Here is a 20,179-nt window from a genome sequence, read left to right on the forward strand (position 1 = left end):
TGTCTTATAATTCAGGTGCTTTCGAATTTAGAATAAGTTGAATAGCAAACTCTTTTTTAGTATTCACCCCATTTAAATAATCCTGAGGTTTTTCAGGAACACGATAATCAGGTAGTACACCTCGACCTCTTTCTTTAGGGTTTACCTTCATCTGAAAATGTACTGTTGGAATATTTACCTCAATTTTTGTGTTAGGTAGTGTAACATATTCGGCATATCCACTAACATTACCTTCGTAGGTTCCGCCCGTTTCTTCACCAATAAAAAGACCTCTATTTGTCATTTTTACTAAGCTAGAAAACTCAGTTCCACCTGAGAATGTTTTACCACTAATTAGAACGTAAACTTTTCCATCATAGATCAAATGCTCTTTTGGATGTTTAAAACCTAGATTAGAATAATAGTCGCTCATTAAAGTATAGTCACCCCGATATGCTTTATCACCTTTTAATGCCCACTTATCTTCAATATAGTCTTCATCCTCCTTATTTATTTCATAAGGTTTGGGAAGCATTGTAATTCGCTTATACTTTTGGAAAACATCATGATATAAGTAGCTAAATAAAAGATTCTCCTTTCCTTCCGTTCCTCCACCATTTTCTTGAACATCAATAATTAGATGTTTAATGTTTAAGGAATCCACTTTAGAAAAGTAAGATTGATAGGTCTGTGCGTAATCGATGCTATCTGTTCCTAAAGTAGGGATACTCATATAAGCAATCGAATCATTGATCTGTTCAAAAACGAAATGTTTATAGTCTAAATCAATCTTAGGATATAACGCATTTTTGGTCTTGAATCTAGATAAACGAACCGGTTTTAGATCAATTTTTTTGATGATAGAACTATCCAATTCTTTTACTTCTAATACAAGTTCTTTTTCTTTTCCATAAGCCAAACGATTTAAAAGAGAAAAGATAATTCCACCAACCCACTCATTTTTTGATGTGACATTAAAGCCATCAGAAGGAATAAGTGGGTAAATTTTATTACAAATTTCATCAATCGAACGACCGTTAACAGAAAGAATCTCAGTACCTTGTTTTAGGTCTTGCATCTCTTTCCCATAATTTTGAACAACAATTAAATGATTATCACAAAATTTCACCTTCAGTGGTAAGAATGATTTGGATAAACCGAATTTGATCATTTGTTTTTTTGGAAGGTCGATGGAAGTATGTCCTTCATTGGTTAAACCAATCACAAGGCGAGTATCCTCATAGAATTCTAGATAGGTTTTTCCATTTTTTAGCGTATTTCTGATGCTATCTAAAATAGAATCCGTATCATTTTTGTCTATATAATTGTAAAGTCCTTGATGTTGAAGTCTAAGTTCACTGACTAAGGTATCAAAATCTTCTAGAAGCTTTTCTCCCTTGATTTTGTGTTGCGCATAGGAGAAAGTAAAACTGAGAGAGAAGAATAGTGTTAGTAGCTTTTTCATTGGTTTTGTAGAAATTTGAAAAATAGAATTGTACAATGTTACAGAAAATATCTTTTCATTCCCAAAAGAATAATGAATGGATCATTCTACAATATTTCTCTATAATCACTTTTTTCTATAATCTTCTTGAAGTTGTCCGTATTCAGTAGTTCATAAATTGCTACTTTTTTATCCTCACTTTTATCGTAATATGATTTACAAACGAGGTACCCCATTGTATACCCAAGGTTGCTTGGTCGGTCTTTAATTGCTCCACCATTATGCATCCATTTTGATAAATCGGTACTGTAAGTATCTTGCTTCAATTCTTTCATCACAAAATTGAAGTTTTTTGGATCTTTCAAGTAATCCAAATTATTTTGAACTCCAGGACTAGGTTGTTGGTCTTCTGTAAGAATAGATACCAAGAAATCACAAACACCTTCTTCTATAATTTTCCCTAATACTTTATCTGCATTTTCATGATCAGAATATGACTGTTGAAAGTGCATTAGTTCATGCACTAAATCGTATTTCATATTCTCAAATTCTGTGATGGAGTTCTTCTGCCAATCATTAAGATTTTCCAAAGGCATACTATCTGATTTTGCAAACATAGTCACCCCAATAAAAAGTCCTAATTCGGTTAAAGTTCCAGACCCGTTGATTAAATCGGGAACGATATACGTTTTAGGAAATACTGCTTGAGGGTACAAATCAGAAAATCTTACCATCATTGCTTTGGCATTATTCGCTACACCTTCCAATCGGTCGTTGGAAACATGTCGTCTTAAATATTGATAGTAGGCAGGGTTTTTCTCAACCATCACCCTTTTCATTTTTTCTACATTTTCGTACCGAATATGATAGTAATCTTTTAAAGCAAGAGAACCTTCACAGATATAATTTGATAAATACAGATCTGTGTTATCTTTATCATGAAGTGATTGTTCAAAATATTTCCAAAATCGATCGGTAGGGGCAGTAACAATTTCAAAATTCTCTATATGCTGGTTTCTTTGATGAATGATATCAAGCAAAGAATCGACTTCTAATCTTAACTTTACATCATTTCCGCCTTTTTCAATTCCCAATTTATTCAGAATAATGGGGTCATTCATGCCAAAATCAATCGATCTTTTTACTGACAATAATGCAGAGTCAACTGCATTTCCTTCACCATATTGCCAAGCAGAATAAACAAATAATTCTGAGGATTGATTTATTTCACCTGCTTGATAATAGACTTGAGCGGCTTTATTGTGTTGACCTATTGCCCTAAGCGAATCACATGTAGTGCCTATTTTTCCAATATCAATGAGCTCACAAGTTTGTGTAGGTTTGTCTTGTTTTTGACAACTGAAGAATAATATTAAGAGAAGAGAAAGTAGGGTGGTAGTTTTCATATTATTCTGTCTTTAAATATTTTATAAACTCTGAGGTATAATCATTTTCTTTTGATTGATAGATCAAAGTTTGTTTAGGGAAAATATAGGTAATGCCTTTAGCTTCACAAAATGAAATTGCTTTTTGAGCTATAATATTTTTGATTTCTTTGTCAAAGTTTTTCTCTCTGTCACTAATAATACCCATTGCTTCTAACTGAAAAGTCTGAAGAGATTTTTGTTGATTTTCTAAACTTCTACTTAAACTATCAATTTCTTCTGTTGTCCATTCTCTGTGTTCTTCAATTACCGTATAACTTAATGCAAATTCTTGAGATTTATGTTGGAGAATTTTCGTTAAACTATCAGTTAAAAAAACTTTTTCATGTTCCTCTTTAACATATTGAGGAAGTTCTATTTTTACGGAATCAAGATAGAAATAGCCATATTTTTCTTGTCCATAAGAAGAGTTTAAGACAAAGAAAAATAGAATACTGAAATAGAGTTGATGATGATAGTTCATTCAGTAATTTGCGAATTAATTTTTATCTATCATAAATCGAAGATTTAAATTATTGTAATAATTGCATCTCCCAAACAATAAATAAACCCAAAACTGAAAGGATAAAATTATTCAAACAATGAATCAAGAAGACATGCCAAATATTTCTAGTATATAAATAGAGAAGGTTTAGAAACAATCCAGCAGTCATAAAGCTCACCGTAGAAATAATATGTCCTCCGAAATTATTGTAATGTATTAATCCAAAGATCACTGCATTGAAAATTACTAGAACTACTCTCCAAATTTTATTATCAAGAAATAGCTTATGTAATAAGAGGTATCTAAAAGTGATGTCTTCTATAAGTGAAGTAAATATAGGACCTAAGGTGATCAGAAATAATGAAAAACTTATTTCGGGCAGTCCATTTTGATTTTGAAAAAGGGGAGTACCCTGACTAGCAACAGCATCAACTTCTGGTAAAAATTTTTTAGTGATTGAAATAATGATCTGAAGTAGAATACCTCCTAATATGACTAAAAGCCATGAATTCCTTTTAGATTGATTAAAGTATTTCCAATGAGTTTGAAGCACATCTTTATATAAGTAAATGAGAATAAAGAAAAGAAAACCTCTTAATAGGGCATCAGTAACAGCCACTGTCTCTTTTGGAAGATCAAAATAAGTAAGTAATACATACCCATTAATGAACATCAAAGGGATGGACAGAAAAGCGATAATATCTTTTAATTGATATTTAATCTTGTCAGGGAAAGGCTCGTTAGGTCTAGTTATTTTTAAATTGAAGATCATGATTGAAGTGTTTCTTATTTATATCATAATCTATGATTTATCACCTCATAAAAAAAGAGCCAAGAAAAATTTTCTTGACTCTTTACACTTATTATTTTGACAAAATGTCTTAGTTGAAAATAAAGTGGAATGGACCAACTCCAGCCTCTTGATTTTCATATTTTGCAGTACCAGTCTCTGAGTAAATGCTATATGAACCAGGGTTCGCATAATCAGGAGTGATAGCAACATAAATATCTTTTGTAGCAGGGTTTTGACCAACACCTGTAAAGTTATCTCCAGTGATAATTGCTGTAGTTGATTTCGCAGAGAAGTTTACTTCAGTAATCTCAGTCTTAGCAACTGGCCAACCACCGTCAGAACCAATAACATATGCTTTTGATTTATCTGCACCAGAAGTAACAAATCCATCACTACCAATACCAGTGTAGTTAATTACTGTTTCTTTACCAGAAAGGTCAGCTTTTAATTTGATCAAACCTTTGTTAGCATCCTCTGCAGGTAATGACCAAGAAGCAGTACCTGATACCCATACATTATCAGAGTTATCTAAAACAAAATGTTGAGGAACAGCTTGAACATCAACTAATGTCGGTTCAGCATCAAGATCAGCGATGTCATAAACTTCTACATTATAAGATCCTGAAGAAGCAACATATAGTTTACCATTATGTGCTAAAATACCTTCTGGGCTTGGACCACAGTCAATACTTTTTTCAATAGCTCCAGTAGATAAATTAATTGCTAAAATCTTAGGGTTGATATATGAATAATCAGGTTGTTGTTCACCCCACATTGATACATAAGCAGTATTACCATCAAATGCAGTATATCTTGGGTTTTGAACACCCTCTTTTACTTCATAAATCATTTTCATTGTTTTAGCATTCACAATGATAATTCTATCAGATGCGGCAACATTCATTACTGTAACTTCTCCGTTTGAAGAAAAACCTTCAATTAAACCTAAAACTTTTTGATTATTTGCAGATTCAAATGCAGCTTGAGAAACGGTAGTGTCTTGATCTGAAATACTTACACCAGTAATAGAAGATGTGTTTGGCTGACCAAAAGCACCTGCATTACTTAACATAAAGCCTGATTGTCCAGGAACATAAGGTGTTGCATCTTTATCATCTACACAAGATGTAAAAACAAACGCTACTAAAGCGAAAAGGATTGAAAATTTGTAAAATTGTTTCATTTTTTAGATTCTATTAAATAGTGAAATTGGCTTTCAGCATGAAGTTTCTCCCAGGCATAGGGAATTCTTCATAATTCTGATAAACCTCGTCTGTTAGATTGTTGACTTTAAATGTTAACCTTAAAGTCGTTTTATTGAGTTCTATTGATTTACCTATCGATGCATTAAATACATTAAATCCATCTAGGTTATAATAATCGTTTATAGTAGTACGCTTACCAATTGCTTGATGATCCAGATTGAAGAACCATTTTGAATAAGATAGGGTAGCGTAGTTTTTAAGTTGACTCTTTGGGACATAAATCAGTTGTTTGTCTTTATCCATGTCCTGAGCATCTGTAAAAGTATAACTTATACCTACTACCCATTTTAATCTTTGATTAGAAGAGTAGTTATCTAACTTAGCTGCAGACTCTACACCAAATGAACGCATGTCTTTAATGTTTTTCGCATAAGTTGGATTACCTGGTACCCAAAGAATTTTATTATATGTTCTTAGGTAGAAACCTGTAACATTTAAGTTAAATCTCAATGTATTTCCTGTTAATGTATAATCTCCTCCTAAATCCACATTGTAACCATCTTCTGGTTTGATTTCTGAATTCGTTTCACCACCCCAGTACCTTTCATTTAAAGTAGGGACTCTATAACTTCTTGCCGCTGTACTCTTAATAATCAATCTGTTTTTTTGATTATCAATAGCAGCGTAGGTAAGGTTTAAAGAAGGAGTAAAAGGAGCAACATAATCCGTTACCCATTCTTGTCTTAGATTTATAGAAGTGGAAAATCGATCTGTAAAATCATATCGTAAAGCTGCAAAAACTGAAGTTCTCAATTCAGTAGTATTGGCAGCGTAAGCGTAAACATCAGGCCATATGTTGTTAAAGTTACCACCTAACAATAGGGTAGCTTTATCACTTAATGCTGTTTCAGCTCTGTAATCGCTAATTATTCTTTCTGATGCTATTTTTGAACTTCCGTTGAGCAAATAATCATTTACATAAGCCAAACTAGCGTTGTGAGTCCACTTTTTGCCATCTAACTTATAATTGATTACTGCTCGGAAGTTTTCATTGGATAAAGAATCGTATCTAGAAGGATTTAAATTATCCCCCATAATAGGTTGAATTGCTCTCTCATCTTGCGTGTACCACAAATTCAAAGAGATTTCCGAGTTTTCAGTAGGTTTATAATGTGTTTCGTGCATCACACCAGCATGTTGAAAACCAGCATTATTTTGCGTTTGATTTTCACCAGCATATGGATTGTAGAAAGTGAAATCATTATCAGCTTTTTGAAATAATATCGCAGTTTTATGTCTCCACTTATTTTGACCGTATTGTGCTTTAAAACCATAGAATTGTTGATTAAAACTACCATAAGCAGTTTGTAATTCATAATGGTTTTCCTGATTCCATTGAATATTGTCTTGAAGTAAAATTGCTCCACCTACAGCACCTGAACCATATTGAGCAGAGCTTGCACCATAATGCACATCAATATTATCAAAATAAAAAGTATTGATAGTTGACATGTCTGTTTGACCAGTCGTCATACTATTTAGATTGATGCCATTCCAAACAATAGCAGTATTCTCTGGTGAAGCACCTCTCATAGATATAGTAGAAAGCTGTCCAGATACACCATACTCTCTGATGTGTACGCCAGCTTTATCCCTTAAAAGATTAGCCAAAGATCCATCATTGGCTAAAGCCAATTGAGTACTATCAAAAGATTGTATATGTGCTCCTTGACTATAGTACTTCATGGTCTTTGCTGTAATTTCCACTTCATTTAATTCACGATCAGGAAGTTGATATTCATCCTGAGCAAAAAGAGAAACATGAGCAAAGAGAAACACTAATGTGATAATCCTCTTAATCATTATTGTAATTTCTGATAGAAATAGAGTTCGTGATCCGGTAACAAATCCGGATGAAATATCTTTATTAAGTCTGCTAAAACGATTTCAGGATGAAGGTTACCTGTAGCCCAATAATCACTAGCCATTCCACCTCTTGTTCGTTTATTATGGTTGAAGACCATTCGATTTTTAAATGCATCGAATTGCCCATAACGTGAATCTTTATTTAAAATTTGCTGTAGGTTGTCAGTTGTTCCTGCATTCACCCAAAAGTCAGCATTTTTACCTTTAGCAAATACAGCTTCCAAATCTAATTGTATACTTCCAGTTTCATCTGTATTACTCCAAGGATAAGAAACATGTGTTTGTTCTAATGCTTTTGCCAAATAGGAACTTCCTCCAGGTACAGACCACATTCCCTTGTAAGGAAAACCAGTAATTACTTTTGGTTGTGAATCCGATTGCTTCGCTAATTTTACTAAATCGTTATATTTTAATTCGATGCTTGTAAATAAAGCATCAGCTTGCTTTTCTTTATTTAATAATGCTCCAAATAGTTTTACCCATTCAGCTCGTCCTAATAAGTCATTTTCTTGCCAATCAGTGTTCGACAAAATTGGAATACCTGCTTTTCTAATCACAGGAAAAGATTGAGCAGTTACAGAAGAATTTCCCACAACCATTACAAGGTCTGCATTAGACATAAGAATCTTTTCTGCATTATCAGTAATGTCATACCCAACTGTTATAATTTTACCTTCAGCCATTCGATCAACAATAGCCTGACTGTACATATAAGTTGAATCAACATAACCTCTAATTGCATCTAATGCACCCAACTCTTCCATCATCGTTGTTTGTGATGTAGTGGTAGTGATCATGTTTGAAATAGGAATACGAATTACTTGGTTTTGAGTAAAACCAGTTGGTAATGATTGACCCTTTTGCAATAATACATAAGAGGTCTTTTTGTCGTTGAAAGGATTGATTAGATGTAAAACTTTGTAATCACCTTTATAGTCAAGAGAGAAAGTTTTAGCGTATTTTACTTGCAGAGGAGTTGCAGTAAAACTTTGATAAGTTTCCTTTGAAGTTTTGTTTGTATGAGATTCACAGCTAAATAAAACTGTGGATAATGCTCCTAAAATGAGGAGTACATTTAAAAGACGTTTCATTGTTTTCACTTTTCACCCGAAGAATAATTCTACAACAAAAGATATCCTGACTTCTTTTTATTTCGAACCTTCCCGGTTGCCCAGTGGTATTGCAAAAACCTAAATAAATAGGAAAAGTTACAGTAGCGGGGACTGTTTTGGATTCTCACCAAATTCCCTTTTGTTGATGCAAATATGGATGAAGAAAAGTTATAAAACAATTCCAAAGTATCACTTATTAAGTGATTGTGATCATTTGTAAATTTAATTTTGTGGTCTATTGATGTGGAACATTATGATTTTGAAAATGAAAAAAGCCTTCTTAAATAATTAGTATGTCGATTATTTAAGAAGGCCTATTAAAACTTGTATTAATGAACTAAATTGTTCAATTCTTTTTCTAAAATGAGTGGTTTTAAACCAGTTATTCTTTTAATAATAACGCCATCTTTCACAATAAACTGAGTGGGGTAACCTTGTACATTTAACGTATTTCTTAGTTGAGAGATACTATGATCCGTCACCCTATAATATTGAACTTGCTCGGTAATGGGTAGTTTATTTACCTCCTCTTTCCATTTTATATCAGATTGATCACAGAATAAATACACAAATTTTATATCAGAATTTTTATACCTTTCCATGATAGGAGGGAAATCTTCATGAAGTCCTTTTCTACAGAAGCCACACCAACTTACAAATAGGTTTATCACATAAGTACCATTATCAAAATTTTTAGAATATTCCTCATCATGAACATCAGTTACCAAGATGTCTTTTGGAAAATCTATTTCTTTGAACCCTTTTCTTCTGTTGGCTAGCCCGGTTAATTCTTTAATTTGAGAGGATGTAGGATAGGTGTTTTTAAACACTTCAACGGATTGATTGAATTTAGCATTACTCAAAGTATCATTGTAATAGTGGTATTTTGATAAGTACTCGAACAATACTTTTTCTTGCAACTCCTCATTTTGAATAACGTTTTGATTGATTTCCTGAAATCTTTCTAAGTTAGTATTCGCTTGATGGTTGAAACGACCTTTTTCTATACTTGTAAAATCATCTTCTACTATGGTTATCTGAGTATGAATACTTTCTGCAATATATTCAGCTAGCACAGGACTTGAATAAATATTCGGATCGTTTAAATCGAAATGTTTAAGTACTGAGATTAAGTGGTTTTGATTATTTACTTTAACCGTATCTGTGAAATTTTCTGTGTAGATCGTATTGGCTTCAATCCATAAGGCAATGATATTACCTTTATTTTCATTGATAAAATCTTCGTTTAACCTGTCTTTATAAACAAATAAGGTATCCGCCATATTGTTGAATACCGCTTGTAACAATTGGTTGGAAGCTTTATAGTCAGTATGATAAGCAAGATTATTAAGGATGTTTGTACTTTCATCAATCTGTTTCATGAAAGTGTAATGATAATTTAAACTATCTGATATTTCTTCCCTTTGTTTATTAAAATAATAAGGATCAAAATAAGTCGTTCTAATTTCTTTTAATTCATTTTTTATATCCTTGTGATTTTGATGAGTGTAAGTACTTCTTTTTAGTAATTCACGTGTCTGTTTGTACTTCATGAAATCACTCATGGCCACATTCTTACGTTGATCTTCAGTTCTTCCTTTATAATAACTATCATATTCCACTCGGATAGAATCACGTTTATCGTATAGACTAGTGTAGGATAGTTCTTTTTGATTGATTAGTTGAGAATACTTATTGCTATCAATCGATCTAAACTCCCAATACGCACCATTATATTTTGCAAAAGGTGATTCCATATCTACCCAAAGGGCGACTTTATCAGATAGTCTAAAATTATTACCAGCATTTAATGAATAACCTTCAGCTGTGCTGAAATTAACAATATCTAAGTGCCCCTCATAAGTGGTTTTGGTTTTTGGATCGTCATAAACCAATTGATAGTCTACATCTTGAATGTAGTTTTGCCCATCTCTATAGGCTAATTGTATGCTACCTTTAGAGTTTTTTCTATTACTGATATATGGATAGACATTATCAAAATGATCTTTACTTAGTGGAATAAAGAAATCCTCACTTTCAATTTTAATAACTTCATAATTCTCACGGATATATAGTTTTCCAGCACCTTGAATTTTAGAATTCACACTTTTATAAGAAAGTACATAAATCGATAACCCATTTTCAGAGTAGAGATCTTCTAAATCGTATTTAAAAGAATTAGCATTAAATAAAGGACCGTTTTGAATGATATTCCAAGTGTATCCTAATAAGAATTTAGATTGAATCAGGTTGCGATTTCTATAATAATCTTCCGTCTCTTTAATGTTTCCACCTTTTTCTAATTGTCGTTTATCTTTTTCAGGAAGGTTTGTAAAGTCCCAACTTTCATCATAATTCCAATTGTGGTTTTTGTTCTCACGGAGTTGATCAAATAGTAGATTATTAACACCTCTATATGCTGTGATTTCGTATGTTTTTTGGTCGAATTCATTGAAATAAATATCACCACTTCCTTCCAAGCCAGAAATGAATTCATCATTTTGGTATTTCAATTCAGCATAGTAAAATTCACCTAGATAGGGAGTTTGTCTAAATTCTTTTTTGAACTTTTTAGCCGTGTTTTGTATGATGTCCTTTACAGTAGGCATTTTAGCTTTAACCACGACTAAGTCCAATTCCGTCGCATTCGATTGTAACCCAATATCATTCATCATCATCAAAGACAACTTTGCTATTGGAATGAGTTTTTTCTCAAAACCTATACATGAAACTTCTAAAGTGTCCTTAAGATTTTCAGTTTTAATGGGAATTCTAAAATAACCTTTTTCATTGGTAGCGGCACCCATGTATTTTCCTTTTATAGAAACATTTGCAAAAGGAATAGGGGAATTGTCATCTTGGTCTATAAGTTTACCTTTTAAATCTTGAGCAGACAAAAGAGTATTGGTAAACAATCCCAGCAGGAGCAAGTAGATTGATTTCATTTTCATGTTGGTTAGTCTTTGGTATGAGAAATTGGCCAAAGAAATAGTTAAAAAAAGATCTTTAGTCAGAAGATCGTGGGTCAAATATACAAAATTAATTTAGTCGCGCAACAGTTATTCCTGTATTCAATTTGCTGTTTTTCAGCCATTCTGCTAATGGTTTGTCAGTAATGACTACTTTTCCTTTTGATTGGGAAGCATGAAGTAAATAGATTCGCCCATCATCTTTTCTGATCGCCAATCCCACATGAGCAACATCCAAACCTTTCACCTTACATACTAAAGCGATGATATCTCCAGGTTGGATTTTATCTTCTACTTTCGCAATATCTTTGATGTAGATTTGAGATAAAGGTTTTTTATTGATATTGGCCTCCACTTTACGGATTTCCGTAACTGCCGAATCGTTATCAACTAATTGATTATAAGCAGTGATATGTGTACTCATAAAGTTGATTTCTTTATCATATGTTTCTCCACCAATTTCTTCAGTAATATCATGTAAAATGCCTTTTGCTTCATTATTTCTTACCCAATCTGTTAAATAATGAAGTCTAGAGGTATATCCATTCAACTTACCATCTCTGTACCGAATATGTTCAAGAATACTTACATAATGGTTCAAAGTTCTATATTTCTCATTTTCCTCACCTGTATATAATTTAGATAGGCCAATCATATTTTCTACAAAAGTGGTACAATCAAATCCAGTAAAGTTTACAACGATTGTTTCTTTCTTAGTGTCTACTTCAAGTGTCTTCTCCATGTAGGGTTCTCCCAAAAAAGTTTGAGCAATTTTGATTACTTTCTGGGATTGATTTAAAGAGTCTAAATCAATTTTATTGAGCGAATCGACACGTTCTTCGAAGGCTTTTTTGTTAGGAATACTGCAAGTAACTTGACACTTCCCATAAAAAGTGATAAATAAAAGGCAAATTGTGGCGAAGAATTGTTTAGACATATTAATTTTTTGCAATTTTGTAGATAAGCTGAAATTACATAAATCTTCGCTAGAGTTTAAAATTTATTTACTCTAAGCTGACAAAAAACTTTATCAAACTTCAAAAAGTTTAAGTTGTAATCAACAAGCTTTCTTGATATCAACGTATAAAATTACATTAAGGATGTTGAATAAAACTCTAAGTATATTTTTTTCATTTATTTTTTTGACTTTTTCCAGTGTTTACGCTCAAGATATAAGTGATAATCCTGAAAAAGATAAATATGTTGGCCAATATAACGGAGATGGCAAAAGACATGGTTCCGGTACATATACTTGGGAAGATGGAACTCAATACCAAGGAAAATGGAGGAACGATTTAATGGAAGGTAGAGGTACTCTTCGATTTGCCAATGGAAATAAATATGAAGGTAACTTCTTTAAAGGACAACCTTTTGGTGCTGGTGTTTATACTTGGGCCACCGGCGATATTTATAAAGGAGGCTTCTTAGATGGAAAAATGCACGGAAGAGGTGTGCTTATCACTGCTACTGGTGAAAGACACGAAGGTACTTGGGTAAACAATCAGGTAAATGGTGAAGGTCAACATTGGTATCCGAATGGAGCACAATATATAGGTGAATGGAAAAACGGTAAAAGACATGGTAAAGGAATTATGCTTTACCCTAATGGAGATACTGAACAAGGTGAGTGGAGAGAAGACGAGTATGTACCATGCGATTGTTATAGAGAATCGGTATCTGTAGAAGAATCTTACAACGAATCGGAGGCTGTTTTTATCGCTAAAGTTTTTGAAGTAGAAACAACAGACGAAGGTTACGATAGAGTAGGGATGGTCGTTTCTGAATACTGGAAAGGAGCACTATATCCTAAGCGTAAGGTGTACCTAAGAGCAGGTTATACATCTTGCGATTACGTATTTTTTGAGAACGAAGAATACTTAGTCTATGCAAACCCATACGATTTTGATAAATCACTTTACTATCCTACTAAATGTTCTAGGACAATGAATCTTGAAATTCCTTTGGCTCAAAGAGATATTGAAACATTGAGAAAAATGACCTGCGAATTTAACGAAAATGATAAACGTAAAGTATCGTTTGATTTTACTGATGATCCTGTTTGTGGTTGTGATGGGAAAGAATACAAAAACCCATATCAAGCATATAAAAACCAAGTAGGTCATTGGTGGGCAGGGACTTGTGAGGAAAAGAAAAAGCGTGATGAAGAACTAAGAAAAAAGAAATACAAGATTAAAACTGAAGTTGAAGAAGAGAAGAAAGAGGTGAAGGAACAAAAACAACAGATGTATAATTATGTAGAAGAAGAATAATTATTATTCCTTTTTCAAGAAAAGATGCTTACCTTCATAAGCATCTTTTTTTTATCTAAAAACAACACTAATGGGATTATTTAATAGCCTGATGGGTAATGTGTCTTCTCATGATATTGAAGACGTAAGAGAACAATTCGGATTTGTCTTGGCCTCTGATGAAGAATTTGTAAGTGCTTATAAATTGATAAGAGACCAGTGGATTTTTACAAATAAGCGTTTAATTGTGATCGATAAACAAGGCATTACTGGTAAAAAAGCCGAATTGCTTTCTATTCCTTATAAAAGCATCGAAATGTTCTCTATGGAGACAAAAGGTAATTTTGATGCCGACTCTGAATTAAAGATATGGACGAAACGTTTACCAGAACCTTTGCAAACAAAATTTGGTAGCGATAAAGATGTAAGAGAAGTCTATCAGATTTTATCAGAAGGAACACTTTAAAAGTACTATAGAGACTGTAAAAAAAGCAAAGCCACTTGAGTTACATAATACCCAAGTGGCTTCATAATTTTAATAATTTTGTGGCTATAATGATGATATACTAAACCTTACGAATTTATCTTTTAAGGCCATGTATTCATTGGCAATGCCATCTAATTTTTCTTTGAAATAACTGTATTTTTCAAACGTTTCGTCGGTGACAATAGTATTATTGTTTACACTAAGTAAAGAATCGTCAAACACATCAATTTCAGCTAAAACGTCGTTTATCCTCTTAATAATCTTTTCATTAAGTTGTTTAAATTCTTTGAGTTTGTTTTGCTGAATGACATCATTAGACCTATTTAAATACAAGTCAATCCTATCGTTTGATAACTTTATCTCGTTAATGTAAAAGGTAATCTCGTTTGTCCAAAACTTGATTTCCGATTTTACATCAGAGATATACTTTAACAAACTAATGGTCATTATAATATTATTTTTGTTTCAATATAAACTAACGGCATTTGATCCAATACGTTGCTTTCATTAATTTTTATTTTTGATTTTTCAATTCTTTCTGATATCATTACAATTACTATCATTAAAATATGCAATTAATGATTTTTTAATTAAGTAAAACTGTTACTACCAAGTATTAATTTCTCATTCTAAACATCTGCTATGAATAACTTAAGCACTATTCTGTTAGGTATTTGCCTTGCAGTTATTATGTTGGGTATGGGGCTATCTCTAGTTCCTGATGACTTCAAAAGAATTTTCAAAAAACCGTTGGCTGTATTTTTAGGCCTATTTCTACAAATTGTAGCTCTTCCAATTGTAGCCTTTGGGATTGCATATGCATTGGCATTACCATCATTTATCGCAGTAGGGTTAATCATTTTGGCCGCTTGTCCTGGTGGTCCAACATCAAATTTGATTACACATTTAGCGAAAGGCGATACGGCACTATCTGTATCTTTAACAGCTATATCGAGCTTTCTGACTATTCTTACAATTCCATTCGTGATCAATTTTGGAACATCTTTTTTCATGAGTCAAGATCAAACCATTTTATTGGATGTTCCTGATACGATAAAAAAGATCATGATAGTGAGTGTAATTCCTATCGTTTTGGGTATGACCATTAGAAAATTCGCTCCTAATTTTGCATCTAAAATGGCCAAGCCTACGAAAATTGCATCAGCAGTAATATTAATAGTAATGATTATTGGTATTGTTGTAAAAGAAAGAGACAATGTCGTAGAGTACTTCTCTCAGGCAGGTATTGCCACATTGTCTTTAAATGTAATTACTATGTTGATGGGGTATGGTGTAAGTCGTTTATTTAATTTGAATAAAGCACAAGCAACTTCTATTTCCATTGAAACAGGAATTCAGAATGGTACTATGGCCATTACTATTGCTATTGGTATCATGAATAGAGTCGACCTTTCGATAGCAGCGGGTGTTTATTCTTTAATTATGTTCTTTACTTCTGGAGCAATAATATTTTTCTTTTCGAGAAAAGGAACAGAAGAAGAAGTGGCCGCTACAGAATAGAATATTCTTTATAAAATGATAAGAACTAATTCAGAATCATTTTGTAAGGGTGAACATCAAATGAGCATAATTGGGTGATAAAATGAACATCTAATTATGCTCATTTTTCTAATAAGTTTTAAATACCCAATAAAGTGTTGAGTATTTTTTGAAATACATCAATTTTTCAAATTAAATCTATTATTTTCGCAGATTGAAATTATGTAGTTATAGTAAGCTACATCAAAAGAATAAAACATTCGATAATGCAAATTCTTAGTGAACAGGAAGTACTCCGTAGAGAAAAAAGACAACAATTAATGGATCTTGGGATTGATCCATATCCAGCGGCAAAATTTGACGTAAACGTATCTGCAAAAGATATCTTAGATAACTTCGAACGCAGACCTAACGATTACGGTACTATTACTATTGCTGGTCGTCTTATGAGTGTTCGTGAAATGGGTAAAGCCTCTTTCGCAGAACTTCAGGATGCATCTGGTAGAATTCAGGTGTATATTGCAAGAGACGAAATTTGTCCAGGTGAAGACAAGACGATGTACAATAAGGTGTTCAAGAAACTTTTGGACCGTGGTGACTTTATTGGCATCGAGGGTTTTGTATTCAAAACTCAAGTTGGTGAAATCAGTATTCATGCGAAAAGCTTGAAGGTTTTATCAAAATCTTTGAAACCGCTTCCAGCTGTTAAGTTAACTAAGGACGAGGATGGTAACGAAACTGTTCACGACGCATTTACTGATCCAGAATTAAGATACCGTCAACGTTATGTTGATTTGGTAGTAAATAAAGGTGTTAAAGAAACGTTCTTGAAAAGAACGAAGATCATTAACGCTATGCGTGGATTCTTCAACGATCATGGTCATTTAGAAGTTGATACGCCAGTTTTACAAGCTATTCCAGGTGGTGCAGCGGCTAGCCCGTTTGTGACTCACCACAATGCTTTGGATATTCCATTGTACTTAAGAATTGCCAATGAGCTTTACTTAAAGCGTTTAATCGTTGGTGGTTTTGATGGTGTTTATGAGTTCTCTAGAAACTTCCGTAACGAAGGTATGGACAGAACGCATAACCCTGAGTTTACAGCAGTTGAAATCTATGTAGCCTACAAAGATTACAACTGGATGATGGAATTCACCGAGCAATGTTTAGAGCACGTAGCAATGGCAGCCAACGGTACAACAGATGCTGTAGTAGGAGAGAGCCAAATCTCTTTCAAAGCACCTTACCGTCGTGTAACTATGGCTGAGGCGATTATGGAACATACAGGTAAAGATATCAACGGTAAATCTGTTGAAGAATTACGTGTATTCTGTGATGAGTTAGGCATTGAGCATGACGAAACAATGGGTAAAGGTAAATTGATCGACGAGATCTTCGGTGAGAAATGTGAGGGTAACTATATCCAACCAACATTCATTACTGACTATCCTGTTGAGATGTCTCCTTTATGTAAGCGTCATCGTGATAATCCAGAATTGACAGAACGTTTCGAATTGATGGTGAATGGTAAAGAGGTAGCCAATGCTTACTCTGAGCTGAATGACCCAATTGATCAAAGAGAGCGTTTCGAAGAGCAAATGAAGTTAATGGAAGCAGGTGATGATGAAGCAATGTTCATCGACCAAGACTTCTTGAGAGCATTAGAATACGGTATGCCTCCTACATCTGGTTTAGGTATTGGTATCGACCGTTTGGTAATGATGTTGACAGATAATGCTTCTATCCAAGAAGTATTGTTCTTCCCTCAAATGCGTCCTGAAAAATGGCCTGAGGCATCTTCTGAAGCAGCATGGGCAGAAATCGGAGTGGAAAAGGATTTAATTCCTGTGATGCACAAATTAGGTTTCTACATGACTTCAGATTTAGCTGATAAAGCAGCAGGTAAATTGATGAATGATTTCATCGGTATGAAAAAGAAATTGAAATTGAAGCAGATTCCAAACCCATCAAAAGATTTGGTTGAAGGCTGGATTTCAAAAGCTGCAGCAGCAAAAGCATAAGTAATTAAGATAAAGAGTAATCTTTATTGAATATAAAAAAGCGGTGAATTTCTTCGGAAGTTCATCGCTTTTTGTTTTCTTTGAAATGAATATATTTTTTATCACATCTTCAAAACTAGATTCAAGGTGAAAGATGTGATCATACAGACCAATAAACTTAACATAACACATGAAAAACATCTCTGTCATTGGGTCGGGGACGATGGGTAATGGTATTGCTCATGTTTTTGCTCAAAGTGGATACAAGGTTTCACTAGTAGATATATCAAGTGATGCTTTAGAGAAAGCCCTAAAAACAATCGGGAAAAACCTTGATCGTTTAATAGCTAAGGAGAAAATCACTGAAGAGACAAAACAATCAACACTTCAAAATCTTACCACCTATACAGATTTAAAAGAAGGAGTGAGTAATGCTGATCTCGTAGTAGAAGCAGCTTCTGAAAATATCGATATCAAATTGTCTATTTTTAAGCAGTTGGATGAATTCACTCCCGATCACTGTATTCTTTCATCGAATACTTCTTCTATATCTATTACCAAGATTGGAGCCGTAACGCAACGTCCTGAAAAAGTAATTGGTATGCACTTTATGAACCCTGTACCGATGATGAAATTGGTGGAGGTAATAAATGGTTACTTGACATCAAAAGAAACCACAGATGCAGTAGTAGAAATGTCAAAATCAATTGGTAAAGTACCTGTACCAGCCAACGACTATGCAGGTTTTGTAGCCAATAGAATCTTGATGCCTATGATTAACGAGGCCATTATTTCTTTACAAAATGGCGTAGCAGGAGTGGAGCAAATTGATACGATCATGAAATTAGGAATGGCTCACCCTATGGGTCCATTACAATTGGCTGATTTCATCGGTTTAGATGTTTGCTTATCTATTATGAGAGTATTACAAGACGGCTTAGGTGATGATAAGTATGCACCATCCCCATTGTTAGTAAATATGGTTGAAGCAGGAATCTTAGGAGTAAAATCTGGTGAAGGTTTTTATGATTGGGTAGAAGGCAGTAATAAAGCTTTGGTAGTGAGTAAGCGTTTTAAATCATAGGAGATTTAATGATAACAAAACATGAGTCATCCCTAATTTATATGACTATAATAATACAGGGATGACTCATTTTTATTTTTGAGCCAAAAAATAGTTATTGTAAGTACCAAATAACCTTAACTATTTAAAACTATGACTCATTCTACCCTTAATTTACTAAATAAAGTATTTACTAAGAAAAATAACCCAATCAATTATTTACTATCCCAAAGTCAAAACTATCTTTCTCCTTTACTCAAAGAGTTACATAAGACTCTTGATTTACGATTAGTAAAAACCTTTAATGAATTATTTCATTCAATATTAGAGAATAGAAATAATACAAAATCATTACTCTTGACAGAATTAGGCACTTTGCTTTCCGGTAATATCCATGGCAACGCTGGAGTAAAAAGAATTGGTAAATTAATAAGAAGTCATAACTGGTGTTCAAGTATAATTTCTGAGTTTTTTAGGAACAAAAGCTACGATAGAATTTCATCTATGCTCGCAGAAAAAGTTCGACCTATTTTAATTTGGGACGGATCAGTATTGGAGAAGCACGAGTCAATACGTCTGGAAGGTCTTTCGGCAGTCGATAGTAGTCGAGCCAAAAGGTTAGTGAAAATTAAACCAGGTTATTATAATCCTCCCGTTAAAGGTTTTATTCATGTACCTGGTTTTAAAGTTGAAGGAGTTGTTTTAACTGCACTATCTAAACGAGCATCTCTATTCGAATTCAATGTTTATTCGCGATCAGGTTTATTTAAAGAGTGGTGGTCTAATTTTATTTGGAGAGGTTTTAAGAAGTTACATAATCGCTTTCACAATGCAGTTTTACATGTTTTTGACAGAGGTTATGCTAATGTTACGGTCTTGGAATTTGCAGAACGATTTGAGCAAAGTTTCTTAGTTCGATGGATGTCTAACAAATATTTAATAGATGAAAAAGGTAAACGATTAACGCATCATATTTCAAGAGGAATGAAGAACAAAAGCTTTAAGGTGACTTTTGATAAAGAGCGTAAAAAGTATGCACGAAAACTTATTACTTGGAAAAAAGTCAAACACCCCGATATGAAAAATCAGGAATATACACTAATAGTGATTAGAGAATACAAACGTGCAGGATCTCCAATTTATTTACTCACAAATTTAGTTATTGAAACAAAGAATCAAGCGTGGGAAATGCTCTTTTCATATATGAAAAGATGGGAAGTTGAAGAAATGTTTAGATGTTGTAAAGCAGAATTAGGGTTGCAATCTATTAGAGTACAATCGTGGGAAGTAAGACTAAAACTAATAAATATAGCTCTTTTAGTTTATGAGTTTTTAATGGAAATAATACAAAAAAAGAGGCATTATGTTGAACGTTTAATCAACATATATGCCCCTTTGTTTGGAAGGAAAAGGAATAAATCTCCCTTTTATCGACTTCGAAAAGCTTTTGCATCCATTATAAGTAAATGGAAATCCTACGCTGAAATTTCATATAGGTATAATCCAATATTTAAGGGATGACT

16 protein-coding genes and 1 riboswitch are annotated in these 20,179 nt (G+C 33.2%); of the genes, 6 read left to right on the forward strand and 10 right to left on the reverse strand.

The genetic code is table 11. From position 1 onward, the window contains the following. Nucleotides 1–4: 4 nt before the first annotated feature. From MY04_RS03700 to MY04_RS03740, 9 genes are all read right to left on the reverse strand, one after another. Nucleotides 5–1,444 (reverse strand): S41 family peptidase, encoded by a 1,440-nt coding sequence (locus MY04_RS03700; RefSeq protein WP_066206499.1) that lies wholly within the window; start codon nucleotides 1,442–1,444, stop codon nucleotides 5–7. Between the two features lie 86 nt (nucleotides 1,445–1,530). Further along, nucleotides 1,531–2,829 carry a gliding motility protein GldB-related protein gene (locus MY04_RS03705; RefSeq protein ID WP_066206501.1) on the reverse strand — a complete coding sequence of 433 codons (1,299 nt, stop codon included), beginning with the start codon at nucleotides 2,827–2,829 and terminating at the stop codon, nucleotides 1,531–1,533. 1 nt (nucleotide 2,830) lies between these two features. After that, nucleotides 2,831–3,331, reverse strand: a complete 501-nt coding sequence (locus MY04_RS03710) for an OmpH family outer membrane protein (RefSeq protein ID WP_066206504.1) — start codon at nucleotides 3,329–3,331, stop codon at nucleotides 2,831–2,833. 49 nt (nucleotides 3,332–3,380) lie between these two features. Then, a complete protein-coding gene (locus MY04_RS03715) occupies nucleotides 3,381–4,124 on the reverse strand; it encodes a CPBP family intramembrane glutamic endopeptidase (RefSeq protein ID WP_066206507.1) in 744 nt (247 codons plus the stop codon). 109 nt (nucleotides 4,125–4,233) lie between these two features. Further along, complete coding sequence (locus tag MY04_RS03720; protein WP_066206510.1) at nucleotides 4,234–5,328, reverse strand: YncE family protein; 1,095 nt, start codon at nucleotides 5,326–5,328, stop codon at nucleotides 4,234–4,236. Between the two features lie 13 nt (nucleotides 5,329–5,341). After that, nucleotides 5,342–7,213, reverse strand: coding sequence for a TonB-dependent receptor (locus MY04_RS03725; protein WP_066206513.1), 1,872 nt, complete (start codon nucleotides 7,211–7,213; stop codon nucleotides 5,342–5,344). Continuing rightward, entirely contained in the window at nucleotides 7,213–8,367 is a 1,155-nt protein-coding gene (locus MY04_RS03730; RefSeq protein ID WP_066206516.1) for an ABC transporter substrate-binding protein, read from the reverse strand. The genes MY04_RS03725 and MY04_RS03730 overlap by 1 nt, the downstream gene beginning before the upstream one ends. A 20-nt stretch (nucleotides 8,368–8,387) precedes the next feature. Beyond that, nucleotides 8,388–8,561, reverse strand: a riboswitch (cobalamin riboswitch). Nucleotides 8,562–8,717: 156 nt separating this feature from the next. Continuing rightward, nucleotides 8,718–11,333 carry a carboxypeptidase-like regulatory domain-containing protein gene (locus tag MY04_RS03735; protein ID WP_158297545.1) on the reverse strand — a complete coding sequence of 872 codons (2,616 nt, stop codon included), beginning with the start codon at nucleotides 11,331–11,333 and terminating at the stop codon, nucleotides 8,718–8,720. Nucleotides 11,334–11,427: 94 nt separating this feature from the next. After that, nucleotides 11,428–12,294: an N-acetylmuramoyl-L-alanine amidase-like domain-containing protein gene (locus MY04_RS03740; RefSeq protein ID WP_066206522.1), complete on the reverse strand. Its 867-nt coding sequence runs from the start codon at nucleotides 12,292–12,294 to the stop codon at nucleotides 11,428–11,430. Nucleotides 12,295–12,499: 205 nt separating this feature from the next. Here MY04_RS03740 and MY04_RS03745 point away from each other — a divergent pair, with 205 nt between their 5' ends. Next, nucleotides 12,500–13,627, forward strand: a complete 1,128-nt coding sequence (locus tag MY04_RS03745; protein ID WP_158297546.1) for an MORN repeat-containing protein — start codon at nucleotides 12,500–12,502, stop codon at nucleotides 13,625–13,627. Nucleotides 13,628–13,697: 70 nt separating this feature from the next. Next, nucleotides 13,698–14,072: a PH domain-containing protein gene (locus MY04_RS03750; protein WP_066206531.1), complete on the forward strand. Its 375-nt coding sequence runs from the start codon at nucleotides 13,698–13,700 to the stop codon at nucleotides 14,070–14,072. Between the two features lie 84 nt (nucleotides 14,073–14,156). On the opposite strand, the gene MY04_RS03755 is transcribed toward MY04_RS03750, so the two are convergent. Continuing rightward, nucleotides 14,157–14,540, reverse strand: a complete 384-nt coding sequence (locus MY04_RS03755; RefSeq protein ID WP_066206534.1) for a hypothetical protein — start codon at nucleotides 14,538–14,540, stop codon at nucleotides 14,157–14,159. 195 nt (nucleotides 14,541–14,735) lie between these two features. On the opposite strand from MY04_RS03755, the gene MY04_RS03760 reads away from it, so the two are divergent. The 4 genes from MY04_RS03760 to MY04_RS03775 all read left to right on the forward strand — a co-directional run bounded on the left by MY04_RS03760 (nucleotide 14,736) and on the right by MY04_RS03775 (nucleotide 20,177). Then, complete coding sequence (locus MY04_RS03760; RefSeq protein ID WP_066206537.1) at nucleotides 14,736–15,614, forward strand: bile acid:sodium symporter family protein; 879 nt, start codon at nucleotides 14,736–14,738, stop codon at nucleotides 15,612–15,614. A 245-nt stretch (nucleotides 15,615–15,859) separates the two neighbouring features. Then, nucleotides 15,860–17,614 (forward strand): lysine--tRNA ligase, encoded by a 1,755-nt coding sequence (gene lysS, locus MY04_RS03765; protein WP_066206539.1) that lies wholly within the window; start codon nucleotides 15,860–15,862, stop codon nucleotides 17,612–17,614. 169 nt (nucleotides 17,615–17,783) lie between these two features. Then, nucleotides 17,784–18,677, forward strand: a complete 894-nt coding sequence (locus MY04_RS03770) for a 3-hydroxyacyl-CoA dehydrogenase family protein (RefSeq protein ID WP_066206543.1) — start codon at nucleotides 17,784–17,786, stop codon at nucleotides 18,675–18,677. Nucleotides 18,678–18,809: 132 nt separating this feature from the next. Continuing rightward, on the forward strand, nucleotides 18,810–20,177 hold the full coding sequence (locus MY04_RS03775) for a transposase (RefSeq protein ID WP_084005704.1): 1,368 nt from the start codon (nucleotides 18,810–18,812) through the stop codon (nucleotides 20,175–20,177). Nucleotides 20,178–20,179 lie beyond the last annotated feature (2 nt).

The sequence above is a fragment of the Flammeovirga sp. MY04 genome, assembly GCF_001682195.2.
GTDB classification, from domain to species: domain Bacteria; phylum Bacteroidota; class Bacteroidia; order Cytophagales; family Flammeovirgaceae; genus Flammeovirga; species Flammeovirga yaeyamensis.